Raw genomic sequence first — 23,030 nt, forward strand, 5'->3', positions numbered from 1 at the left:
GTCAGACTTTCATATCGTTGAGCAGGACTGAAAAGACATCGTAGTTGCGGAGCGGTTTCCCTGCCCCGCTCTCAACCCGTCCGGCCTTCAGCGGGTGAGAGAGGATGAACGGCACCACCTGTTCGGCGAGCCCGCCATGAGAACGCAGCCGCTCGCCCGATAGCTGCGAAATGTCGTGGTCGCGGGCATGGCCGCCGAGGGCGACGCCCGACCTTGCCACCACGGCGATGTCACCTTCGCGATCTTCCGGCAATTCGAAGCGCAGGCATGCTTCCTCACGCGGGGCGGCCATACAGACGCCTGGAATCTGCCGGATGAAGTTCAACACCGCGGTGCTGGAAGGCTCCGTCCGTTGCAGATGGACACGGACAAAGCCGCCCAGAGCGCCATGGTGACGCACGAAGGGATCGGTGATCGGGCAGATGACGCGGGTTGCGCCGGCACCGAAGGCGGCATCCAGCAGATCGCCGAGATAGACGACGTTCGGCTCGCCGCTCGGGTGGGCCATGTCGTTCATGCCATGGTCGGCGACAATCCCGAGGCAGGCGCCGAGCGCGATCATCCTTCCGAGCCGCTCGTCCACCGCGCGCATGAAGGCGGTCGCTTCGGGCGCATCCGGTGCATGCTTGTGCTGCACATAGTCGGAAAGCGACAGATACATCAGGTTTGGCCGGCGGGTTTCAAGCAGGCGAATTCCGGCATCGAGCACAAACAAGGAAAGATCGGCGGAATACTGGTCTGGCGCTCCCCGTCCCACCAGGGCACCAATTGCGGAGATGCCATTCTCCGCATCGGTCGCCTCGTCGGCTTTCTCGGCAGAGAAAGCGATGCCGTCGAGCCCATGACCCAGGGCCCTGCGCAGCTTGTCTTTGGCAGTAACGGCGGCAACCTTGGCTCCCGCTTGCGAGAACGCTGCCAGAATAGTCGGCGCGCGCACGGGAGTGGCGTCTACCATCATGATTTCTGCGCCGGTGTCGCGGTCGAGATAGAAATTTCCGGAGACGCCATGAACGGCGGGCGGCACACCGCAGACGATGGACACGTTGTTGGGGTTGGTGAATGTCGGCATTGCCGCGAGTGCGGAGGCGGCAAAGCCTTCGCGCCGCATCCGGTCGATGGCAGGGATGGCCCCGGCGGCGCTGGCAGCATCGATATAGGCTGGATCACAGCCGTCGAAACAGATGACGACAGCCGGATGTTTCGGCCACGCATAGGCGCGTCCATTCACTCTCACCAGAGGTCTCTCCGCGCGATAGGACGCGACGTCGGTCAGGATTCGATCAGGTTTGTTCATGGGAGGACATCGTTGAGGGTTGTTGCATCTGTGAGCCACGCCGCCACGCGCAGAAGATTGCGGTCGCCGCCCTGGCGACCAACGAGCTGAACGCCGATCGGCATGCCATTCATCCCGCGCAGCAGCGGTAGCGACACGGTTGGTAGTCCGCACAGGCTCCAGGGCATCGACATGGCGCCAGAGCCCGGTCCCTGCTCAAGGCGCGTGGCCTCTCCTGGTGCGGAGAGCGTGATCAAGGCGTCATGATCGCAGAACAACGCCGCGGCCAGCGCGTTGAGTCTGTCGGCCATGGCCTCGAGTTCGAGATAATTTGCGGCGCTCAACGCACGCCCGGCAACGATGCCCTCCTGCAGTGGAGGGCAGAAGCTGCGGAACGTTTCTTCCGGCAAGGCACTGAAGCGATATGCCAGATGAGCGTTCAGAAGGCCGTGCACGACCTCAAGCGCCATATCGAATTCGCAGGGAAGATCGACCGTGGCCACGGTTGCAGGCAATCCGTCGACCAGGCGATCGAGAGCCTGACGCGCGTCGGGACTTACGAGGTCCCAGCCCGGCCCGCGGGCAAAACCGAGCCTGGGCGGATGTCGCAGTGTTTCGACCTCAGCGAGCCTGCGATCGAACGCGCCGGCAAACAGCGCGAGGTCGTCGACAGACCGGGCCAGCAGGCCGACGTGCGCCATGCGGGAGACCAGCACGTTCGATCCCCGCATGCTCGTGAAGCCGAGCGACGGTTTGAAGGCGAACGCACCGCAAAACGAAGCTGGCAGTGTCGTGGATGCCGTGTGCTGAGTGCCGAGCGCCAGCGCAACCATGTGATCGACGACGGCCGCCGCAGACCCCGCCGACGACACGCCCGGTGAGCGCGACAGATCCAGGGGATTATGCGTCGGGCTGGGATGATACATTCCGAATTCGGATGTGCTGGTCTTGCCGACGATTAGCGCCCCGGCCCGATGCAGCACGCTGACGGCATCCGCGTCTTCGGTCGGCCGGCGCCCACGCAAGCTTGCGCTGCCGTATTCGGACGGCATGTCGCTGGTATCGAACACATCCTTCACGCCTACTGGCAGACCATGCAGCGGACCGAGCGGGAGTCCCGCGGCCTGCCATTCATCTGCCACCCGCGCGCGTTTCCGTGCCAGATCGGCATCCAGGAAGCTCCAGGCTTTCACCTGCGGTTCGCGAACAGCAATCCGCTCCAGGCAAGCTTCCATTACGGACGTCGCCGTTAGCCGGCGATCGCGGATCGCAGCAACGATCGTGCGAGCCGAGAGTTCGTTCAATCGCTTGCTATTCGAAACGAGTGCCAGCCCCTGGTTATCTGCTATGGCATTCATTGGCCGATAGCCTCCACAGCCTGCGGGGCCCCGACAGCTTTCGGCCGTGCATCTGGCCGGCGAAGATTTGCGGCAAGCGCTTGGGCATGGGGCAATAGCCCGTCGCGAAACAGCAGGACGCAAAGAACAAAGACGGCTCCATGAATTGCCACGATCCAGGCGCCGAAGGGTGACAGGAAATGCTGCATCGTCACCAGCACGGCGGCACCAATGAGAGGCCCGCTGAATGTGCCGATACCGCCGATCAACGCCATCAGCACAGCTTCGCCCGAGAGGTGCCAATGCACGCCGGACAAGGTGGCCAACTGGAAGACAACAGCGCTCATGGAGCCGGCGACGCCGGCGCAGAAGGCGGCGATGCCGAATGCCGCGAGCTTGTACGCGTCGACGTTGTGCCCCAGCGAGAGAGCCCGGCGCTCATTGTCGCGAATGGCGATCAACATCATCCCGAATGGGGAGTTGATGAGACGTCTCAGGCCGAATAGCACGCCAAGCATGGCGGCAGCACAGAGCCAGTAAACATTGGTGTCGTCGCGAAGGTCGATCAACCCCAGCAACATGCCGCGGGGGACTGACTGGATCCCATCCTCGCCATGGGTGAAACTGGCTTGCACATAGACGAAATAGACCATCTGCGCGATCGCCAGCGTAATCATGGCCTGATAGATGCCCCGGCGCCTGATCGCAAAGATGCCCATGACCAGTCCGAGAACGAGCGCCGCCGCTATCCCGACGCTGATCGCAGCTTCCGGCGGTAGCGCCCACTCCCTTGCCGCATGCGCCGTAAGATAGGCCGCAGTACCGAACAGGGCCGCCTGGCCGAAGGACATGATGCCGGCAAATCCCAGCAGGAAGTTGAATGAAGCGGCGAAGATGGTGAAACAGAAGATCTTCATCAGATAGACGGGATAAAGCAGCATCGGCAGGGCCAACAGCGCGGCGACAGCGGCGAGCACCGGCACCATGCCGGTCAGGCGTTTGGCGGCGGTTTCCTTATCCGCGGGTTCAATCCACGGAAGCCGCGCCGCCAGGAATTCGTGGGATCTGACCACCGAAATGCCGAACAGCCCCTGCGGCCGAAGTAAAAGCACAACGCACATGAAGGCGAAGACGATGAAGCTTGCCGCCTGCGGGAGCAGCGCCTGCGTAAGGCTCTCGATCAGTGCGAGGGCGTAGCTCGAGACGATGGTGCCCCCGATCGAACCCATGCCGCCGATAACGATGATTGCAAATACGACGAGCAGGATGTCCGAGCCCATCAGCGGGCTGACCTGGTAGATCGGCGCGGCAAGCGCGCCTGCCAGTCCTGCGAGCGCGGCGCCCAGGGCGAAAGTGGCGGCGAAGACGCGAGGCACGCCGACGCCGAGTGCTTCGGCGGTAGCTGCATTTTCGGACGACGCGCGCAGAACAGAGCCAAGACGCGTGCGCGCAATGGCGATCCAGACGATCACACATACGACAAGCGCCACGGCGACGACCCAAAGTCGGTATGCAGGGAAATACAGAACGCCGAGATCCAGCCCGCCGGATAACCAATCCGGCGGGGCGTAGGGAAGTCCGGTCGAACCGAAATAGGCTTGGAAGCCGCCCTGAACGATCATCGCCGTGCCGAACGTCAGCATGAATCCGTAGAGCGGATCGAGGCCGTAGGTTCGACGCAGCAATGAACGTTCCAGGATGATGCCGAAGGCAGCTACGCAGAGCGGCGCGAAAACCAGCCCTCCGAAATAGCCCAATCCGAGATATCGAGAACCGGCCCATGCAGCAAAAGCGCCCATCATGTAGAGCACGCCATGCGTCATGTTGAGAATGTTGAGGAGGCCGAAGATAAGCGCGAGCCCAAGACTAAGCAGCGCATAGAACGAGCCGTTGACGAGGCCGATCGTAAGGTAGCCGAGGATGAGGTCCATCATGCGGGAATCACAGTGTAAGACGTTCGAGGAGCCGAGCCTTGACGTGCTCGCCGCCTCGGGTTTCGAGGTCGTCCACAACCACACCGTTTTCGATCGCCACCACCCGATCGGCGAGATGCAGGACGAAATCGATGTTCTGCTCCACTAGCAGGATCGTGTAGCCGCGGCGCTTGAGCTCGATCAGCGCATGCTCGATCTGCCTCACAATGACCGGTGCCAATCCCTCGGTGGGTTCGTCCAGAAGAAGGGTCTGCGCGCCCGTGCGCAAAATCCGGCCGATGGCGAGCATCTGCTGCTCGCCGCCGCTAAGCTGGTCGCCGTAGTGGCGTCCCCTTGTGCGAAGATTCGGAAACATCGCGAGGATATCAGCCTTGGCCACGCCTGCGGCGCTGACCGCTGGAGGAAGGGCAAGATTCTCATCGACGGTGAGGCTGGAGAAGATCGCCCGCTCCTCGGGGCAATAGCCGATGCCGAACCGGGTACGCTCATATGGACGCATTCCGCTTGCTTCGCGCCCGGACAGGATAATGCTGCCGGTTTGTCGCGGCAGTAGACCCATGATGGCGCGAAGGACCGTTGTCTTGCCCGCACCATTGCGACCGACCAGACAGGTCACCTCGCACGGCCGAACCGCGAAGGTGACGCCGAACAGCGCCTGAGAATCGCCATACCATGCCTGCACGTGCGAGAGATGCAGCGAAACCGCCTCAGGCACGACGCTCGGCCCCGATATAGGCGTTGATCACGCGAGGGTCGCGTGCGACCTCATCATAGCTGCCCTCACAGAGGACCGATCCTTCCGCGAGCACCGTGACCTTCGCTGCCAGACTTTTCACGACCTGCAGATTGTGCTCCACCAGAAGGACGCCACAGGTGGCGGCGACCGTCTTGATCAGGCCTGCGACCGGCGCGATGTCTTCCCGCGCCAGACCCGCAGTCGGCTCGTCGAGCAGCAGAAATTTCGGCGCGATCGCGATCGTCGTGACGATCTCAAGCAGTCGCCGGCGACCATAGGGCAGATCCGCGGCCCGGCGTTCGCTTTCGTCCATCAGCCCGCCTTGATCGAGAAGATGGCGGACCCTTGCTTCATTTTCGTCCCGTCGCGAACGGCCGCGCAGGAGCTGCAGACCCCGCACGTTCAGCGCGAGCGCCGTGCGGATATTATCGGCTACGGAGAGATTTGGGAAAATCGAGCATATCTGAAACGACCGGGCGAGCCCGAGCCGCGCAAGACGGTTCGGTGAGGCCGCAGTCACATTCGCACCGTTGAGACGAACCTGACCGGCGGTTGGCTTCATAAAGCCGCTGATCACGTTGAATAGCGTGGTCTTGCCCGCCCCGTTGGGCCCGATCACCGCATGAACCGACCTTGTGTCGAGATCGATCGAAACACCGCGAAGCGCCTCGAAATCACCGAAGCGAACCGTCAGGTCGCGGGCGGTCAGCAGCGATGTTGCAGCGCGTTCTCGGTCAGCCGAGGCAATCGGCGCGGCTGCCCGCTGCGGATGATCTAGAAGGATGGTCGTCATCGAACGCTCGGAGCGGCGCAGCCCGCAGTATCGATGGAGCGAAAAGCGGTGTCGGCCGGGACTGTGGCGATACGCTCATAATAGTCCCACGGAGCCTTGCTCTCGGCCGGGGTCTTCACACGATAAACACCGAGATCGTAGATGACGCGACCGTTTTCCTGGATGTGGACCTGGCGACCGAATCTATCGACGGGCAGCTTTCGCATTTCCGTGTTCACGAGAGCGGCATCGTCAGTCTTCGCTTTGCTGGCGGCCTTGATGTAGTGCAGCACGCCCGTATAGACGCCGGCTTGCTCACGGGTCGGCATGCGTCCATGCGCTTTGAAAAAGCGCTCCGAGAAAGCGCGCGTCCCATCAGTGTCATTCCAGTAAAAGCCGGTGGTGATGATCAGGCCCTGGGCCGCTTCGAGGCCGACACTGTTGATGTCGGTGACGAATGCATGGAGAGCCGCAACGCGCCGCCCACCGCGCATGATGCCGAACTGGCCAGCCTGCTTGATGGCGTTGACGGTGTCAGCGCCAGCGCTCGCCAGAGCGACCACCTGCGCTTGCGAGGATTTCGCGCGCAGCAGAAGCGCGGAGAAATCGGGCGTGCTCAGGGGGTGGCGAGCGCTTCCGATCACCTTGCCTCCGCGTTCCTCGACGACGCGCGCGGCGTCCTTTTCGAGATCGTGGCCGAATGCATAGTCCGCGGTGAGAAAATACCAGGACTTCAGGTCCTGCTGCATCAGGGCGGCGGCGGTCCCGCGCGCGAGCGAGTAGGTGTCATCAGTCCAGTGCGTAGCAAAGGGGGAGCAGCGCCCTCCGGTTATCTCCACGCTTGCAGCGCCGGATATCATCAGGGAACGCTTTTTTTCGGTGGCAATCGCCATCAACCCGAAGACCACACCGGAATGCGGCAGGTCGACCATGACATCGACACCACGCCGGTCGAACCATTCGCGGGCAATCGCCGACGCGACGTCGGGCTTATTCTGATGGTCAGCAGTGATGGTCTCGATCGGGACACCGCCAGCGGCTCCGCCCGAGTCCTCGACCGCCATGCGGGCAGCCAGGATCGATCCGGGTCCGCCGACATCGGCGACGACTCCGCTTTGATCCCCCATCACGCCGATGACGATTTTGTTGTCGGAAAATTGCGCGAAGGCGGACGTTGCCCAGCCGCACAACAATAGTGATCCGACGATCAGCCGACGCATGGATTATCTCCCGTTTCCAAGCTCGGCGCACAGATAGATGCTCCCCTTAACACATTTGTGACGATCAAGGCACATTTGTGCACAACTGACATATACTGTGGAAAAGTATGAAGAGTTGCCATTCCACCCCGGAAGCAGGCAAACAGCGGATTCCTGAAGCGGATCGGAGAGGATGTTGATTCGAGGCACGCAAGCGGCACCAAACGAAGGCGAATCCGGCGATGGCCGAGCCGACGCAGCTTTGGTGGCCAAGATCTGCTGGTACTATTTCCGCGAAGGTCAAACCCAGGACGCGATCGCGCAGCGGCTGAAGATGACGCGCAAGCGCGTCAACCGGATCCTCGGCGAGGCACGGGAAAGCGGCTTCGTTCAAATCACGATCGCCGATCCGGCCGGCCAGCGCACCGAACTTGAAGAAAAGCTGGTCCACAAATTTGATCTGCGTCACGCGATCGTGGTCCCGGTCCCCATGGGTGGGACCGACGTGCGTTCTTTCATCGGGGCCGCCGCCGCGCGATACGTCGCCGCGTGTCTTCCGCCATCGGGTTCGCTGGGAATCACCTGGGGAGGCACCATCAATGCCGCAGCCCAAAACCTGCCGCAGCGATCTGGAGACGGCACCCGCGTGGTGCTGATGTCCGGCGGGTTGGCCGAAAGCGCGCCGATCAATCCGTATGACAATGCGACGATGATTGCCCGGGCGCTCGGCGCGCGATGCTATTATCTGACCGCGCCGATGTTCGCCGAGACTGCCGAGCTAAGGGATATCCTCGTCGCGAGTGAACCTGTTCGTTCCGTGCTCGCCATGGTGCCCTCCCTCGACGTGGCACTGTTGAGCGCGATCGACCTCTCCGAGCAATCAAAGGCACTCGAATACGAGGTCATTTCTCGCGAAACCTGGGCTTCGTTGCTCGAAGCCGGCGCCGTCGGGGATATTTGCGGTCACTACCTCGATTCAGCCGGCAAGCCGCTTCGCCACCCCCTGGTGCAGCGGACGATCAATCCGCCGATCGACCACGTGCTTCAGATCAGGCATCGGATTCTCGCGGCCGGCGGCGAGCACAAGGTCCCCATTATTCGCGCCGGCCTGTTGGCGGGCATTTGCCAGGTCCTGGTCACTGATGAAGCGGCCGCGTCCAAACTCCTGGATTGAGGCTTGCCTCACCACGGCAGCGAGTAGGTCTTGATATTCGTAAAGCTCTTCATGGCCTCCAGCACGCCCTCTTTATGGCCGAGGCCGGAATCCTTGATGCCGCCGAACGGCGTCAGCTCCGTCCGGTATCCCGGAACTTCCCATACGTTGACGCAGCCGACGTCGAGGGCATCGACGAAGCGGGTGATGTAATCGAGCCGGTTTGTGCACAACGCCGCCGAAAGACCGAAAGCCGTCGAGTTTGCAATGGCGATGATGTGTTCGACATCATCCGGGCACCGAATGATCGGCAGGACAGGACCAAAGGTCTCTTCGCGCACCAGCTCGCGATCGGGCGGGACATGGTCCAGCAGCGTCGGCGGGTAAAGCGCGCCCTCCGGAGTATTGCCGAGCAGCAGGCGGGCGCCGCCTTCAATTGCGGCGTCGACGCGCCCGGCTATTATCGACGCCGCCCTCGCGTTGATGACCGTCCCCACGTCCGTGTTGGGGTCCATGGGATCTCCGGTCCTGAGGCGCTTCATCAGAGAGAGGGTCGCTTCGGCAAAGCGATCGGCGACATCATCGACGACCAAGACCCGCTTGACGGCGGTACAGCGTTGCCCGGAATTTCTGGTCGCACCCTGCACCGCCAACCGGGCTGCGCGGTCCAGATCGGCGTCACCCATTACGATCAGAGGATCATTGCCGCCGAGCTCGAGCACCAGCCTTCTGTATCCCACCCGTTCGGCGATTTTCTTTCCGGCGCTCACCGATCCCGTAAACGTCACCAGGTCGATGTCCGGGTCATTGATCATCGCGTCTCCCAGCGAGCGCGGATCGCCGGTGACCACTGATAACATTTCCGGCGGTAGTCCCGCTTCATAAAGTAGCTCGGCAAGAGCAAGCGCGGTCAAAGGAGTAGCCTCCGCCGGCTTCAGCACGACCCTGTTGTTGGTCGCGATCGCTGGAGCGAGCTTATGGCTCACGAGATTCAGGGGGTGGTTGAAGGGGGTAATCGCCGAGATTACACCAAGGAGCGGCGTCCTGGTCGCGAATATGCGCCTGCTCTGCGCGCCCCCTCCGATATCGCCCGCGTAAACCGCGACATCGTCCTGGAGCACTGCCTGCGCTGCGAATGACCAGACATCCTGGGCCCGCGCGGTTTCATGCAGCGCGTCTTTCAGGCATAGACCGCTCTCCGATGTAATGAGATGCGCAAGCCGGTCCCGGTTTGCTTCGATCGCCTCCGCTGTAGCGAAGAGGATCCGCGCCCGCTCACGCCTTGTGAGCCTGGGACGGAATACCCGGGCGATCGCGAAGGCGCGCCGCACGTGCTCGGGACGCGCCTGCGGCACCGCAGCTATTACCTGATCGGTAAAAGGATTCCGCACATCGATGGACGAATCCGCAAGGACATCCTCTCCTGCGATCTTCATCGGGTGATAGAGACGTGTCGAATCCAACATCGCCGGGCTCCATGTGATGTTCCCTGCCAATCGCAGGTTTCAGGGCGCGTGAGACCGTACTCACAGGGATCGGCGCCCTTGAACGCCAACTTGCGGTGGTGACGCCGACGCTCATAAGGACACAGGCGACCACGACGCACGTCGTAGACGTCTCACGTTGCAAAACGGCAGCCGCAACCAGCGCGACGGCAGGGATGAGCATGAGGCTCTGAGAAGCGATCTGCGAGGACATGCGGCTGAGCGCGCGGTACCAAGCGACGAATGCCAATCCAGTCGCCACGATCAAGTTGAATGCGAGGGGCCAGGTGAGTATCGGCAATTGAGCCCAGTCAAGCCGACGTTCCAGCAGCAGCGACGCAACGATGACAGTTGCCCCTGAGGTCGCCAATTGAAAGACGGCACGGGTCCACACGTTGATGTCGCCGGGGGTGCATTTATGGATCCATGTTCGCAGCGCCCAGTTGAAAGCTGACATCGAAAGCAATGCGAGGCCCAGGATGCCATGAGATGTCGCCACGAGAATCGTACCCGATGCCAGCATCCCGAGACCAAGCATGCCGCAGGTCAGTGCGATAACATCGAGCAGCGATTGCATTTGGCGATCGATCGTCCATTCGATCGTGACGAGCCACAAGGGCATCGTATAGAAGATCAGGGCGCTGGTGCCGACATCGAGATACTGCAAGCCGACCAGGCCCAGCCCGAGGCCTCCGGCCATTTGAAGGATACCCACCGCGACAAGCCTGCCCTTCCCTTCACAACCGCGCTGGAGTGGATTTCCGAGGCACAGGCGGACAGCACCGAGCCCGATGGCGCCGCCGAGCAAACAGATGCCGGTGAAAAACAGCGGCGGCGAAGACTGCAAGACATTCTTGATCGCAAGCCAGTTCGTGCTCCAAATAATGATGACGAATGAGAGGCCGCGGAAGCTGGTCAGCATATTGACCGCCTGATGTTTCACCGGGCCACTCCCGCCGGTGCGGCCTTCAGATGGAAAGCCCGCGGTTGGTTCAGCGCGATCTGGAACGCTTCTTTGTTCTCCTCCGGCGTGTGACGCGACGTAACCCGGGGTAGCGAGCGCGAATGTGATTGATTGACCTTGCAGAGCAGGAAGTGCGGCCCTTCGGTCGACAGGCTTCGCGCGACTGCCTCACCCAATTCGGCACTGGTTACGCACCGGCTGACCGCGCGGTACCCGCAGGCCACGGCGACGGCTTCCAGCGAGGAAGTCACCGAGGTGGTCTCCTGCCCTCCGGTCGAAACGTAGCCTTCGTTATCGAGCACGATGTGCAGGAAATTTCGGGGGGACGCGTACCCGATCGTGGATAACACCCCCATATGCATCAGCACCGCGCCATCGCCATCCAGCGCGACCACGCGACGCGATGGATGCGCGAGCGCGACCCCCGCAGCAACCGCGCTGCAATGGCCCAACGATCCCTGCATGTAGAAATTCTCCGGACGATCGCTCAAGCGAAATAACTCCCGGGAGATGAACCCGGTCGTTGAGACGACGAGATCGGTCGGACGCAGGGCTTCGCTGATGATTTCGAGAGCGCATCCGACGCTGAGCGAATAGCCCTCTAGCTGTTGCTCACCGTTGACGACGACGCCGAGGCTCGCCGATAGCTGACCTTTCCGGACCAAAATCGCAAACGAGATCGATCGCTGGAATGCCTCTTCAGCCCTCAGGAGAGTCGCCATGAAGCCCTGCGGCGTCCCGTCGAACTCGCTCCATGGGATTGCCAATTGATCGAGCAATGCGTGGGTACTGGCGCCCATAATGCGATGCTGCGGCTCGTCCTCGGGTTCGTCGGTATGTCCCCGCACGGAGATCAGAAGCAGTGTCGGAATGCAGTTAACCTGCACCAGCGATGTCAGCGGATTGACAATGTTTCCAAGTCCGGAATTCTGGAGGGCGACGACGCTTCGTCGCCCCGCCAGTGCCGCGCCGACGGCAAATGCCAGCGCGCTGCCTTCGCTCGCCGCCGGGACCGACGTGATATCGCCATCCAAGGATACCTGCTGGAACAGATCGGCGAAATTCGAGCAGGGTACCCCGGAGAAAAACTCGTACTTCTGCTGCTTCAGAAGACCCAAGAGTGTCGTTGTTGACATAGTCATTTGAGGTTTCCTCCCGACAGGCGATATTTTTCTCCCCGCGCCAGACAAGGCGCAGCGTTTGCTGCCGTCAACGTCGACGGCAGCAGGATCAGGCAAGACGCTTTCAGATAGCGATCTTGCTTAGATAGAGTTCTTGTTCAGTTGGAGCTGCTGGCGAGCTTTCGCGCCGTGATGAGACTTCGGTTGCAAATCGACCTGCGATAGTCGACGTGCTGAAAGCCGACGCCTTCCATGAGGGACCGCATGTCCTCGAAGCTGTAGCAGCAGCCCTCATAGCTGGTGGTCAGCAGGACTGAATATTCTGCCTCTGCGACCGGCGCAGGACCGCCTCGGTCGTCCGGGTGGCAGCTATAAACGGCCACCCGACCTCCAGGCAGCAAGCTTTGGTAGGATTTATCCAGCAGCATCCGCACTTTTTCCGGTCCCCAATTGTGAAGGACATGCGAATAGAGATGGAGAGAAGCGGTTTGCGGAAATGGATCGACAAACATATCTCCAGCGATCACACGCGCTCTAGCTGCCGTAAGCTTGCGCTCGGCGAGACATCGCGTGGCGAGTTGGTCGACCGGGGGACGCTCAAAGATCGTCGCCGATAGAGTGGGATATCGGTTGAGCAGATGCGCGGAATAGACCCCGGACCCACCCCCCACATCGAGAACGGCCGTGTCCTGTGAACAATCGAGCAGGCGCACGAGGTCGGGAGCAAAAATCCGCCCGCGCTCCTCCATTCCACGCGTATTCAGATCGGCGAAATCATCCGTTTGCATCAGCGCGTCCCAGTTGACTGTGGCGCCACGCTCGACATGCCACGTGTCAGGTGCATCCAGGCGCAATAGGTCGTAGATCTCCCGGACAGACGATTTGTACTTCATGACGGCGATGTAAGAGGAAATGTTCTCGCTTGAGTTGCGGCTCAAATAGCGCCGCGCGGACGCCGAAGCGTGAAGCTTGCCATCAACATTGTCGAGCAGCCCCCAGGACTCAAAGAGCCTGATCATCGTTCGCGTCGGCCGCTCCTTGATCTGAAAATGCCTGCGCAGCTCTGCTTCAGTCGCGGGCGTTTGGTCGAGAGGTGAAGAGATCGAGCCACGAGACCGCTGCAATATAGAGGTCGGCCGCATAGGAACTATCACGCCATCGGATCACCTGCGCGATGTCAGGTTCAGGTAGCTGAGTTGGTGCTGACGCCGCTAGTGGTGAATGAAGCATGGCACGATCTCCGCGTTGGGGAAGTTTCTATGGGGATAGTGTGTGATGGAGGACGGAGGATCACGCTTTCGCGTGACCATTTCCGTTGTGCTGCGGCAAGTATCGCTCCTCGGCGGCAGCGAGTTCGCCGTAACGCAGCAGACCAAAAACCTCGTCGAGCGTGGCGACTTCGCCTTCGATGCCAGAGATGCTTTGCTCGGCGATAATGCGGCCGCAAATGTCTCTCATCCCGGCGATTGCAGCTCGCATCGAGTGGTTGGCCCAGATCACCGTCGAGATACCGGCTTCGCGATAGGCGGAGACGGGCGTTCGATAGTATTTGGTGGGGACGATCACAACGGGAAGCCGGTTCTGCCAGGCGCCGGCGAAAGCGAGGATCTCGTCCGCCACGCTCTTGCGCGAATGAATGAGGATGGCGTCAGCTCCGGCCTCGGCATAGGCATGGGCGCGCGTAAGGGCCTCGTCCATTCCGTGGCCGGCGATCAGCGCCTCGATCCGTGCAACGAGGACCAGGTCGTCGCCCACCGCATCCTTCACAGCGCGCAGCCGGCCCGAGAATTCGCCGGTATCGGCAAGCGGATGCCGATCGCCGACGAACGAATTCATCTTGGGAAAGCCCTTGTCCTCCAGCGCGACGCCCGCGGCGCCGCGCTGCTGTAGCTTGCGTGCCAGAAGGCGCGCATTGTTGAAATTGCCAAAGCCGCTATCGCCGTCGACAAGCACCGGAAGATCAGTTGAGTCGACCATGCGCTCGACGACATCAACGAGCTGCGTCCAGGAGGCTTCGTTGGCGTCACGGTAGCCGAGCGAGCACGAAATCGACAGGCCGGATGCCCAGAGTCCCTTGAAACCTGCACGCTCGGCTATGGCGCCCGAAAGACCGTCATGGGCCTCCATCAGAAAGGAGAGCTCGTGATTGCAGCAGATCTGGTTGCGAAGTTTATCCGCCGCTCCCGACGCAGCGTGATGGCGACGGCCGTTTGCGACGACGGACTGGTTTTGCGTTTGCATGTCGAACTCCTTGAGCGTCCCATCTGCATCACGACGCTTGACTAACAATAGTTGTGACACGTTTATACACGACGTCAATATCTAATTCTAGTTGATGCGCTAAATTTCTAATTCTCGTTGATGCGGAGCATCCGGAGCGCACGCGGGCGGATGCCCGATGCCACTTCAATAATTCATTGCAACCGAGAACTGATTCAGCCCCGACTTCGCGCAGTCAGATCGGCACGCCGATTGAGGCGAAGCGGAATCGCAGGAAAACTGCCGTCACGAAAGCGTGAAGCCAATCGTTCATCGAATTTTGATGTCTAGCTGAGCGAGTATCACTAAGATGCCGCAACTGCGCCAGATAACGAGCGCTAGATGGACGACTTTGCTCCTCGGTTGGGTGGGGGTCGCATGCAAACAATCATTCTGGACGACCATGGCCGCGCATGGGACGCTCGATCCCCGGCCTTACGCAGTTTCCTGCACTGCTCGATTCCTGACTTCGATTTTCTGACCTACCTCATCGAAAATCTGGGATTTGTGGCTGTCACGAAAATCGCTCCCAATGCGGCGCGCATCCGATTTCGGCCCGAAACGGTGTCCCAGACGAGCATCGCCGCAGTTCTATACTACCTCGCTGATACGGGGATCGAGCGCACCATCATTTCCCACCCGGACCAGTTCGTCGAGAAGCTGGTCCCGAGCCTCGCGCAGACGATCGCCTACATTGCCGAGCAGATTGCTGCGAGCCAACAGCAACCTTCTTCGTTCACGAGCAAAGAGCTCCCGCTCGAAATACTTGCGAACACGGACGAAGCACTTTCATCCCTTCTCACGCAATGGATTGATTCGAAGCAGGTTTACGATTCAGCGACGCTGGCCGACGTGTTGCCTGAATCGCTTTGTCCGCGCTTCATGCTTGTCGAGCCCCTGGATGGCCGCCTGACCATTACCGATGTCGGATCTGGCTTTGAGATTTACGGCGAGACCTGGCGGAAGAATTCGCGGGGTCTGCCGATGGAAGAACAACCGGATTATGACTACGGCCAATGGGTGCAAGGCATTTACCGCCGGGTCCAGGAGACGCGACTGCCGCGCCTGGACGAGGTGCATGCCACGATCAGACGGCCAGACAAGAACGATAGCATTCACTGCCGTTATCGGCGCCTCATCTTGCCGTTCACCTGCAAGGGAAACGGGGGAACATGCCTTCTCGGCGCATCGGTCTTTGACTTCAGGGAGCAACAATCCGGCCTAGATCGCCGGGCTGTCGAAGAATGTCCGGCGTAGATCAATCCGCCCTTCCCTGATGCGGTAGACATCTGCAAAACGCATGCTGAGATTGCGCCCATTCTTGGCAACGCCGGAAAAGCTGCCCCAGCACGCAATGTTTGCGCCGTCGCTCAGCACCCTCTCGACGCGGTGCTGGCCGAGCGAAATAATCCGTTTCGTCAGGTAGAAGTCCAGGATAGCCGGCTTTCCGACGAACGGCTCATACCCCGGCCGTTCGTAGATCGCTTCCTCGTGGAGAAATTCGCAAAGCCCTGCCCAGTCCCGGCCGTCGATGCAACCGAACAGCCCTTTGACAAGCCCTTCTGAATCCTCTGGACGAAAGGTTTGGATATTCATACTGCCTCGCCGTGCGACATCAATGATTTGCCTCCTCGGCAATGCGGGGCCCAATAACAGGGACATTCGCCCGATCCATGATTGCTGCGAGATCGGCGAGGAGTTCGTCAGTCTGCATCCAGGCTAACCCGCAACGCATCTCGCCAAGCGGCGACGCCACAAGTTTGATGCAGCCGAGCTCGATCTTCGTGTATCCGGCACGCTCTGCCAGGCCGCCGGCGATGACGCCATCGCCCAGCATGCCGGTCGTGAAATCGCTATTCCAGCGCGTGAAGGCGTATGCCCGCGAAATGCGCGGCAGGATGGTTCCAAGGTCCTTGCCTCTGAAATCACGCCGATACCAGATGCCACCGGAAAAGACGACGCGGCCGGTGATTTTCTCGGCAATCGGCGCGGTGATCTCGCAGCGATCTCCGCGCGCGAAAGCGGCATCAGGATCGGCATAAAACATTCGCAGCGAAGTGGCTTCGTCCTTCAGAGACGTTTCCGGCCAATCATAGATGCGCGCCGCCTGTGTTGCGACGACCTCCCCATCCTTGTTCCGCCCGATCAGGACAAACGCTGCCTCCGGCGTAACGCCGCCCAAAGCCTCGTCAAAAGCCGGCACAAGCGGGCGCCAGCTATCGGAGTTGCCCCTGTTGGCTTCGATGAGATCCTTCAGGCTGGCAAAAAAAAGCGTTACTCCGCGATCCCTTGCAGCGGTGTCGGCCCAGAGGAAGAACCGCCCGAGCAGGTCCACCGGACCGTATTTAACCTTGAGTTGAGTGGGTAGGCGTCCCGATACCGGAAGAGGCTCTTGCATGGATTACGTTCTCCCATTCTCACACCTTGTGGTTTAGGGCCTAATAATCCGCGCATTTGTAACCTGCGTGACATAATTCTAGTTGATATTACCCCCCAGGAGTTGATATGCCGTCGTTCATAGTTCCATTGATTGTACCAAGCAGGAATTCAACCGCGGTGCTTGATGCCTTCTGAACCTTCCGAGAAGAAATCGAAATCCCGCACGCCGAGCAAACGCGGCGGCAAAATCAGGGTCTCGTCGAAGAAGCCGACTCATGTCGACGAACACGTGGGGAAGCGGTTGCGTCTTAGGCGCAACCTCCTCGGCCTCAGTCAGGACGAACTAGCAAGGCGTCTTGGCCTGACGTCTCAGCTCATCCAAAAATATGAGGCCGGGGAAACCCGGATCAGCGCGTCAAGACTCTACGCCATTGCCGTGCAACTTGCCGTCCCGATCACATGGTTCTTCGACGAGATGGAAGGCAAGAAACGACCGTCCATCGAACCGAAGCAAACCGCCGAAGCGCAGGATTGGAGTGAACTCGTTACGAAGCGAGAGTCGCGTCAGCTCCTCGAACTCTACTTCGGCATTGCTGATGAGCGCCTACGCCGAAAATTGATGGAAGTCGCGCAACTTCTGAAGACAACTGACGCGGAATAAGGGCCAGCGGGAGCACGAAACAACGAGGATCACCGCGCAAGGCAACTTGCTGGCTGGAGAAGTGGCTGTTGCGAAGCAGGGCGACCCGGTTCGGGAGCTGGTGGTTTGGTGGGTGGGTGGCTTCAGCCGTTGTGTTAGCCAGCGCGGGCTATGCTGTCTCTTCCTTAGGTAATCGACGTCGCGTCGTCCGTCGCGCAGTTCGGCTCGGCAAGAAGATGACCTCTCACGTTGTCGACTGTTCTTCGAAAACTTTGACGGATACGTTCGCCACCTGTCGCAGCGCTTCGCGATCGGCACCTGATGACGCCATCACGCCCATGCCGGCGGACACTGCCGAAAGATAGCGCGCCAGCGCGGCAGCGTCGGCGGTCTGCTTCAGATCGCCCTCCTGCTTCGCCCTGACGAAGCGTTCGCGTAGCTGATCCTCGGTCAGTGCACGGCGCGCCGCGAGCTCGAAGGGAACGTTCTCCGAACCGGTACCGCAGGCAAGGCCGCCTTGCACGAGCAGGCAACCGGGCGGATTGTCGGGATCGGTTTGGCTGTCTGCAGTACCCATGAGCATCCGCTCCGCGACGTCGCGGGCGCTCGGCGCGCTCAAAACTCCCTCCATCCAGGCCGCACGTTTGGCCGTGTACCGATCGAGGGCAGCCTTCAGGAGACCTTCCTTATTTCCAAATGCCGCATAGAGGCTCGGCGGGTTAATGCCCATCGCCTCGGTAAGCTGGGCAATGGTCGCGCCCTCATAGCCATGTCTCCAGAAGACTTCCATCGCCTGATCCAATGCGGCATCGGCGTCGAATTCTCTCGGGCGTCCCATGGCCATTCGCGTTACTCCCTTGAAGCCGACGCCGTTTTCCGCTCGACGTTCAATCCTCTAACCTTCTGATTTATCGTGGTTCTTTTATTTGATTTCCAGTCTTGCGGTTTGCGACATAAGATTTTCGTAGTGTGCAGTACATAAGTATCTTGCAGAGAGCCGTCCAGCTCCATATCTGTAGTGAGCACTACAGATATGGAGCGCGCAAATGCCCCCAACCGCCAATACCTCCCGTTCCGGCCGATTCCGACACGTTATCAGCGGCGTTGCCATCATCGGCGTCCTCGCAGCGGCCGGTTCGATCGCGAGCAGCCGCTATTTTCATGCGGCCCAGGCGACCACAGGGACCGCACCCGAGCAGGCCGTTTCCGTCACGATCGCGGTGATCGAGCCGCGTCGGACCGCGCTATGGGATGACTTCTCTGGACGTCTCGAAGCCGTCAACCGCGTCGAGCTCCGCCCACGCGTCGCTGGCGCGATCCTTTCGGCCAATTTTGCCGAGGGCGCGTTGGTGAAAGCCGGCGATGTCCTGTTCAAGATTGATCCCGCGCCCTACGCCGCCGAAGTGGATAAGGCGAGTGCGCAGCTCGAGGCGGCAAAAGCGCGTGCGATCTTCACTGCGAGCGAAGTCGAGCGCGGCGCGCAGCTCGTCGGCAACGCCGTCGTCACGCGGCGCGATTTCGATCAGCGCGAGAACGCCAATCGCGAAGCGATCGCAAATGTGAAGGCGGCCGAGGCGACGCTGCAGACTGCAAAGCTCAATCTAGACTACACCGAGGTCCGCGCACCCGTCGATGGCCGCGTCGGCAAGATCGAGGTGACCGTCGGAAATCTCGTGGCCGCAGGGACTGCCTCCCCGGTCCTGACCTCTCTGGTCTCTGTCAACCCGATCTATGCGAGTTTCGATGCGGACGAAGAGATCGTGCTGCGGGCGCTGAATTCCATTGCAGATCGTTCGGGCAAGCGCGGCAATCTTGATCAAATACCCGTCGAGATGACCACCTCTGGCGGCACATCGGCCAAAGGCCATATCCAGTTGATCGACAACCAGGTCAATGGACAGAGCGGCACGATACGCGTCCGCGCGGTATTCCAGAACGAGGATGGACGCCTCATCCCCGGCCAGTTCGCGCGGGTGCGGATGGGCCAGCCTCAGCAACAGACGCTGGTGATGATCGACGAGCGGGCCATCGGTACCGATCAGGATAAGAAGTTCGTTATGGTGGTCAGCGACGACAACCGCGCGGTCTATCGCGGAATAACGCTCGGCGGCGCCGTCGACGGGCTCCGCATCGTGACGGGGGGCCTAAAATCCGGTGACCGCATCGTCGTAAACGGCCTACAGCGGGTACGCCCGGGCGCGCTCCTGAAGACCGAAATTGCGGAGATGGGCTCGCGCGGACCGCAGCAAGCATCGAACGCCGGCAGCCGGCAAATCGTGCAGCGCTAACGACCGTCAGCGCTTGGGGCATAGCAATGAATCTCTCAAAGTTCTTCATCGATCGGCCGATTTTTGCCGGTGTGCTTTCGATCGTGATCTTCCTGGCCGGCCTGATCTCGCTCTTTGCCATGCCGATCTCGGAGTATCCGGACGTTGTGCCGCCCTCCGTGGTGGTGCGCGCGACCTACCCCGGCGCCAATCCGAAGGTGATCGCGGAGACAGTGGCAACGCCGATCGAGGAGCAGATCAACGGCGTCGAGAACATGCTCTATATGAGCAGCCAGGCAACCACCGACGGGGCGATGACGCTGACAGTGACGTTCCGCCTCGGCACCGATCCTGACAAGGCGACACAGCTTGTGCAGAACCGCGTGCAGCAGGCCGAGCCGCGCCTGCCGGCGGTAGTTCGCCAGCTCGGTATTATCACCAAGAAGAGCTCGCCCGACCTTACCATGGTCGTGCACCTGCTGTCGCCAAACAACCGCTACGACATGACGTATCTCCGCAACTACGCGGTGCTGAACGTCAAGGACCGCCTTGCGCGGATCGACGGCGTCGGTGATGTCCAGCTCTACGGTGCCGGCGACTACTCGATGCGCGTCTGGGTCGACCCGCAGAAGGCCGCCGAGCACGGCCTGACTGCAAGCGACATCGTGAGGGCGATCCAGGCGCAGAACGTTGAGGCCGCCGCCGGCGTGGTCGGCTCCTCGCCGAGCGTCAAGGGCATTGACCTTCAGATGTCGGTCAACGCCGAAGGCCGGCTCGCGAGTGATGAACAGTTCGGCGACATCGTGGTCAAGACCGGTTCGCGTGGCGAGGTGGTGCGGCTGCGCGACGTCGCGCGCATCGAATTAGGTGCGTCCGAATACGGCCTGCGCTCGCTGCTCGACAACAAACAGGCGGTGGCGATCCCGATCTTCCAGGCGCCGGGCTCCAACGCGCTCCAGATCTCCGACCACGTCCGCGCCACCATGGCCGAGATCAAGAAGAACATGCCCGAGGGCGTATCCTATCAGATCGTCTACGACCCCACACAGTTCGTGCGCTCGTCGATCGAGGCGGTGATCCACACGCTGCTGGAAGCGATCGCGCTGGTGGTACTGGTGGTCATCCTGTTCCTCCAAACCTGGCGGGCTTCCATCATTCCGCTCCTGGCCGTGCCGGTATCGATCGTCGGCACATTCGCCGTGATGTACGTGTTCGGCTTCTCCATTAATGCGCTCAGCCTGTTCGGCCTGGTGCTCGCTATCGGCATCGTCGTCGACGACGCTATCGTCGTGGTCGAGAACGTCGAGCGCAACATCGAGGCCGGGCTGTCGCCGCGAGACGCCACCTACCAGGCAATGCGGGAGGTCTCCGGCCCCATCATCGCGATCGCACTGGTCTTGATTGCCGTATTCGTTCCCCTCGCCTTCATCTCCGGCCTCACCGGGCAATTCTACAAGCAGTTCGCGCTGACGATCGCGATCTCGACCGTGATCTCCGCAATCAACTCCCTGACGCTGTCGCCGGCATTGTCGGCGTTACTGCTCAAGGGCCACAATGAGCCCAAGGACAGGCTTACCCTCATTCTAGAAAAAGGGCTCGGCTGGTTCTTCCGCGGCTTCAACCGCGCCTTCGCGCGCGCCTCCGAGAATTATAGCGGCAGCGTGTCCAAAGTGATCTCCGGCAAGGCGGCGGTGATGGGCGTCTATCTGCTCCTGATCGGCCTGACCGCCCTGCTCTTCCAGCAGGTGCCGAGCGGCTTCGTCCCAGGTCAGGACAAGCAGTACCTCGTCGGCTTCGCACGCCTGCCCGACGGCGCCACGCTCGACCGCACCGAAGAGGTCATCCGCAAGATGAGCGACATTGCGCTGACGCAGCCCGGCGTCGAGAGCTCGGTGGCGTTTCCCGGCCTGTCGATCTCCGGTTTCACCAACTCCTCCAACGCCGGAATCGTGTTCTCTACCTTGAAGCCGTTCGACGAGCGCAAGGACCCCGCGCTGAGCGGCCACGCGATCGCGGCCGAGTTGAACAAGAAGTATGCCGGGATCCAGGAGGCCTTCATCGCCATGTTCCCGCCGCCGCCGGTCAACGGGCTCGGCACCATCGGCGGCTTCAAGCTCCAGATCGAGGACCGCGCGGGCCTCGGCTATGACGCGCTGAACGAGGCGACCAACGCGTTCATGGCCGCGATGCAAAAGGCGCCGGAAATCGCCGGCGTCTTCTCGAGCTTCCAGGTCAACGTGCCACAGTTGTTCGCCGACATTGACCGCACCAAGGCCTTGCAGCTCGGCGTGCCCGTGACAGAGGTCTTCAACACGCTGCAGATCTATCTGGGCTCTTACTACGTCAACGACTTCAATAAATTTGGCCGCACCTATTCGGTCCGTGTGCAGGCCGACGCGCCGTTCCGCGCGCGGGCCGACGACATCAGGCAATTGAAGGTGCGCTCGTCTTCCGGCGACATGATCCCGCTCTCGGCGCTCTTGACGATTCGCCAGAGCGCCGGGCCTGAACGCGCGATTCGTTACAACGGTTTCTTGTCCTCCGACGTCAACGCCGCGGCAGCGCCCGGCTATTCCTCCGGCCAGGCTCAGGAAGCGGCCACGCGCATCGCCGCCGAAGTGCTACCGCCCGGCTTCGCCTTTGAATGGACCGACCTGACCTATCAGGAGTTCATCGCCGGCAACTCCGGCATCTGGGTTTTTCCACTCGCGATCCTCCTCGTGTTCCTGGTGCTGGCTGCGCTCTATGAGAGCCTGACCCTGCCCCTGTCGATCATCATGATCGTGCCAATGGGGTTGCTTGCCGCGATGTTCGGCGTCTGGATGTCGAAGGGCGACAATAACGTCTTCACCCAGATCGGATTGATCGTGCTGGTGGGATTGTCTGCCAAGAACGCGATCCTTATCGTCGAATTCGCGCGCGAACTGGAGTTCGCAGGTCGTTCGCCGATCCGGGCAGCGATCGAGGCAAGCCGCCTGCGGCTGCGTCCGATCCTGATGACCTCGATGGCATTCATCATGGGCGTCTTGCCTCTGGTGCTCTCGACCGGTGCCGGTTCGGAAATGCGCCGAGCTATGGGCGTCGCCGTCTTCTCCGGCATGATCGGCGTCACGGTGTTTGGCCTCTTCCTGACACCCGTGTTCTATGTTCTGTTGCGCACCGTCACGGGACTGAAGCCACTGACCAACCATTCCGCCAGTGTAGCGACCGGTCATGCGCCGGAGCCCGGTCGCTAATGCGGGGCACTATGGTCGAACGACGGACAGTGGTTGGCCGCGGCCGAACGTCGAGCGCCCATAGGTCGAGCAACGCATGCGAGCCGCGGGCCTATGGCGCGGGGCAGAACGAGCCGCGCACGATCGACGAATAGATCAATCTCGACGAGTACGACCGGCGTGTGTGCTTGCAGTACGGCTTGCGACCAGGCGGTGAGCTGCTTGCATTGACATTTCGGGGCCGCCAGCGAGCTCCAACCGCTACCGTCAGGAGTACGAAATCGCAGAAGATCGTAA

The 23,030-nt window shown here is 61.0% G+C and carries 18 protein-coding genes and 2 pseudogenes; 5 read left to right on the forward strand and 15 right to left on the reverse strand.

All coding sequences use genetic code 11. The features are described 5' to 3' along the window. Nucleotide 1 precedes the first annotated feature (1 nt). The 7 genes and pseudogenes from phnA to CP49_RS19500 form a co-directional block, all read right to left on the reverse strand. Nucleotides 2–1,294, reverse strand: coding sequence for a phosphonoacetate hydrolase (gene phnA, locus CP49_RS19475; RefSeq protein ID WP_057851805.1), 1,293 nt, complete (start codon nt 1,292–1,294; stop codon nt 2–4). After that, on the reverse strand, nt 1,291–2,631 hold the full coding sequence (locus CP49_RS19480; RefSeq protein WP_057851806.1) for an amidase: 1,341 nt from the start codon (nt 2,629–2,631) through the stop codon (nt 1,291–1,293). Before CP49_RS19480 ends, phnA begins: the two co-directional genes overlap by 4 nt. Then, on the reverse strand, nt 2,628–3,596 hold the full coding sequence (locus tag CP49_RS48945; RefSeq protein WP_338060367.1) for a branched-chain amino acid ABC transporter permease: 969 nt from the start codon (nt 3,594–3,596) through the stop codon (nt 2,628–2,630). Before CP49_RS48945 ends, CP49_RS19480 begins: the two co-directional genes overlap by 4 nt. Nucleotides 3,597–3,680: 84 nt before the next feature. Beyond that, a pseudogene (locus tag CP49_RS48950) lies at nt 3,681–4,541 on the reverse strand (branched-chain amino acid ABC transporter permease); the annotation flags it as partial. A gap of 10 nt (nt 4,542–4,551) precedes the next feature. Beyond that, on the reverse strand, nt 4,552–5,259 hold the full coding sequence (locus tag CP49_RS19490; RefSeq protein WP_063791718.1) for an ABC transporter ATP-binding protein: 708 nt from the start codon (nt 5,257–5,259) through the stop codon (nt 4,552–4,554). Beyond that, nucleotides 5,252–6,073: an ABC transporter ATP-binding protein gene (locus CP49_RS19495; protein WP_063791719.1), complete on the reverse strand. Its 822-nt coding sequence runs from the start codon at nt 6,071–6,073 to the stop codon at nt 5,252–5,254. The genes CP49_RS19490 and CP49_RS19495 overlap by 8 nt, the downstream gene beginning before the upstream one ends. Then, entirely contained in the window at nt 6,070–7,272 is a 1,203-nt protein-coding gene (locus CP49_RS19500) for an ABC transporter substrate-binding protein (protein ID WP_057851808.1), read from the reverse strand. Before CP49_RS19500 ends, CP49_RS19495 begins: the two co-directional genes overlap by 4 nt. A gap of 244 nt (nt 7,273–7,516) precedes the next feature. On the opposite strand from CP49_RS19500, the gene CP49_RS19505 reads away from it, so the two are divergent. Beyond that, nucleotides 7,517–8,425 carry a sugar-binding transcriptional regulator gene (locus CP49_RS19505; protein ID WP_245310756.1) on the forward strand — a complete coding sequence of 303 codons (909 nt, stop codon included), beginning with the start codon at nt 7,517–7,519 and terminating at the stop codon, nt 8,423–8,425. Nucleotides 8,426–8,433: 8 nt separating this feature from the next. Here the strand turns inward: CP49_RS19505 and phnY are convergent, their stop codons facing one another. The 5 genes and pseudogenes from phnY to aepX form a co-directional block, all read right to left on the reverse strand. Further along, nucleotides 8,434–9,870, reverse strand: a complete 1,437-nt coding sequence (phnY, locus tag CP49_RS19510; protein WP_057851810.1) for a phosphonoacetaldehyde dehydrogenase — start codon at nt 9,868–9,870, stop codon at nt 8,434–8,436. A gap of 106 nt (nt 9,871–9,976) precedes the next feature. Next, a pseudogene (locus tag CP49_RS19515) lies at nt 9,977–10,810 on the reverse strand (DMT family transporter); the annotation flags it as partial. A 17-nt stretch (nt 10,811–10,827) separates the two neighbouring features. Then, a complete protein-coding gene (gene aepY / locus CP49_RS19520; protein WP_245310757.1) occupies nt 10,828–12,090 on the reverse strand; it encodes a phosphonopyruvate decarboxylase in 1,263 nt (420 codons plus the stop codon). Between the two features lie 41 nt (nt 12,091–12,131). Then, complete coding sequence (locus CP49_RS19525) at nt 12,132–12,992, reverse strand: methyltransferase (RefSeq protein ID WP_245310758.1); 861 nt, start codon at nt 12,990–12,992, stop codon at nt 12,132–12,134. Nucleotides 12,993–13,263: 271 nt separating this feature from the next. After that, nucleotides 13,264–14,214, reverse strand: a complete 951-nt coding sequence (gene aepX, locus CP49_RS19530) for a phosphoenolpyruvate mutase (RefSeq protein WP_057851812.1) — start codon at nt 14,212–14,214, stop codon at nt 13,264–13,266. A 396-nt stretch (nt 14,215–14,610) separates the two neighbouring features. On the opposite strand from aepX, the gene CP49_RS19535 reads away from it, so the two are divergent. Next, nucleotides 14,611–15,489, forward strand: a complete 879-nt coding sequence (locus CP49_RS19535) for a hypothetical protein (protein ID WP_057851813.1) — start codon at nt 14,611–14,613, stop codon at nt 15,487–15,489. Here CP49_RS19535 and CP49_RS19540 read toward each other — a convergent pair. Then, nucleotides 15,454–15,828 (reverse strand): nuclear transport factor 2 family protein, encoded by a 375-nt coding sequence (locus tag CP49_RS19540; RefSeq protein ID WP_057851814.1) that lies wholly within the window; start codon nt 15,826–15,828, stop codon nt 15,454–15,456. The two genes, CP49_RS19535 and CP49_RS19540, sit on opposite strands and share 36 nt — an antisense overlap. A gap of 19 nt (nt 15,829–15,847) precedes the next feature. Beyond that, a complete protein-coding gene (locus CP49_RS19545; protein WP_057851815.1) occupies nt 15,848–16,630 on the reverse strand; it encodes a hypothetical protein in 783 nt (260 codons plus the stop codon). Between the two features lie 165 nt (nt 16,631–16,795). On the opposite strand from CP49_RS19545, the gene CP49_RS19550 reads away from it, so the two are divergent. Beyond that, entirely contained in the window at nt 16,796–17,272 is a 477-nt protein-coding gene (locus CP49_RS19550) for a helix-turn-helix domain-containing protein (protein ID WP_082646098.1), read from the forward strand. A 223-nt stretch (nt 17,273–17,495) separates the two neighbouring features. Here the strand turns inward: CP49_RS19550 and CP49_RS19555 are convergent, their stop codons facing one another. Beyond that, a complete protein-coding gene (locus tag CP49_RS19555) occupies nt 17,496–18,095 on the reverse strand; it encodes a TetR/AcrR family transcriptional regulator (protein ID WP_057851816.1) in 600 nt (199 codons plus the stop codon). A gap of 202 nt (nt 18,096–18,297) precedes the next feature. Here CP49_RS19555 and CP49_RS19560 point away from each other — a divergent pair, with 202 nt between their 5' ends. Both CP49_RS19560 and CP49_RS19565 read left to right on the forward strand, forming a co-directional pair. Beyond that, nucleotides 18,298–19,539, forward strand: a complete 1,242-nt coding sequence (locus CP49_RS19560; RefSeq protein WP_057851817.1) for an efflux RND transporter periplasmic adaptor subunit — start codon at nt 18,298–18,300, stop codon at nt 19,537–19,539. Between the two features lie 26 nt (nt 19,540–19,565). Then, on the forward strand, nt 19,566–22,754 hold the full coding sequence (locus CP49_RS19565) for an efflux RND transporter permease subunit (RefSeq protein WP_057851818.1): 3,189 nt from the start codon (nt 19,566–19,568) through the stop codon (nt 22,752–22,754). Nucleotides 22,755–23,030: the final 276 nt, after the last annotated feature.

The organism is Bradyrhizobium valentinum, from assembly GCF_001440405.1.
Lineage (GTDB): Bacteria > Pseudomonadota > Alphaproteobacteria > Rhizobiales > Xanthobacteraceae > Bradyrhizobium > Bradyrhizobium valentinum.

Excerpts from the sequence above, each read along its gene's own strand:
- CP49_RS19560 (WP_057851817.1), top strand. The coding sequence starts at position 18,298 with ATGCCCCCAACCGCCAATACCTCCCGTTCCGGCCGATTCCGACACGTT.
- CP49_RS19525 (WP_245310758.1), bottom strand. The coding sequence starts at position 12,992 with ATGATCAGGCTCTTTGAGTCCTGGGGGCTGCTCGACAATGTTGATGGC.
- CP49_RS48945 (WP_338060367.1), bottom strand. The coding sequence starts at position 3,596 with ATGGTGCCGGTGCTCGCCGCTGTCGCCGCGCTGTTGGCCCTGCCGATG.
- CP49_RS19565 (WP_057851818.1), top strand. The coding sequence starts at position 19,566 with ATGAATCTCTCAAAGTTCTTCATCGATCGGCCGATTTTTGCCGGTGTG.
- CP49_RS19540 (WP_057851814.1), bottom strand. The coding sequence starts at position 15,828 with ATGAATATCCAAACCTTTCGTCCAGAGGATTCAGAAGGGCTTGTCAAA.
- CP49_RS19535 (WP_057851813.1), top strand. The coding sequence starts at position 14,611 with ATGCAAACAATCATTCTGGACGACCATGGCCGCGCATGGGACGCTCGA.
- phnY (WP_057851810.1), bottom strand. The coding sequence starts at position 9,870 with ATGTTGGATTCGACACGTCTCTATCACCCGATGAAGATCGCAGGAGAG.
- aepX (WP_057851812.1), bottom strand. The coding sequence starts at position 14,214 with ATGCAAACGCAAAACCAGTCCGTCGTCGCAAACGGCCGTCGCCATCAC.
- CP49_RS19545 (WP_057851815.1), bottom strand. The coding sequence starts at position 16,630 with ATGCAAGAGCCTCTTCCGGTATCGGGACGCCTACCCACTCAACTCAAG.
- CP49_RS19495 (WP_063791719.1), bottom strand. The coding sequence starts at position 6,073 with ATGACGACCATCCTTCTAGATCATCCGCAGCGGGCAGCCGCGCCGATT.
- CP49_RS19550 (WP_082646098.1), top strand. The coding sequence starts at position 16,796 with ATGCCTTCTGAACCTTCCGAGAAGAAATCGAAATCCCGCACGCCGAGC.
- CP49_RS19500 (WP_057851808.1), bottom strand. The coding sequence starts at position 7,272 with ATGCGTCGGCTGATCGTCGGATCACTATTGTTGTGCGGCTGGGCAACG.
- phnA (WP_057851805.1), bottom strand. The coding sequence starts at position 1,294 with ATGAACAAACCTGATCGAATCCTGACCGACGTCGCGTCCTATCGCGCG.
- CP49_RS19480 (WP_057851806.1), bottom strand. The coding sequence starts at position 2,631 with ATGAATGCCATAGCAGATAACCAGGGGCTGGCACTCGTTTCGAATAGC.
- CP49_RS19555 (WP_057851816.1), bottom strand. The coding sequence starts at position 18,095 with ATGGCCATGGGACGCCCGAGAGAATTCGACGCCGATGCCGCATTGGAT.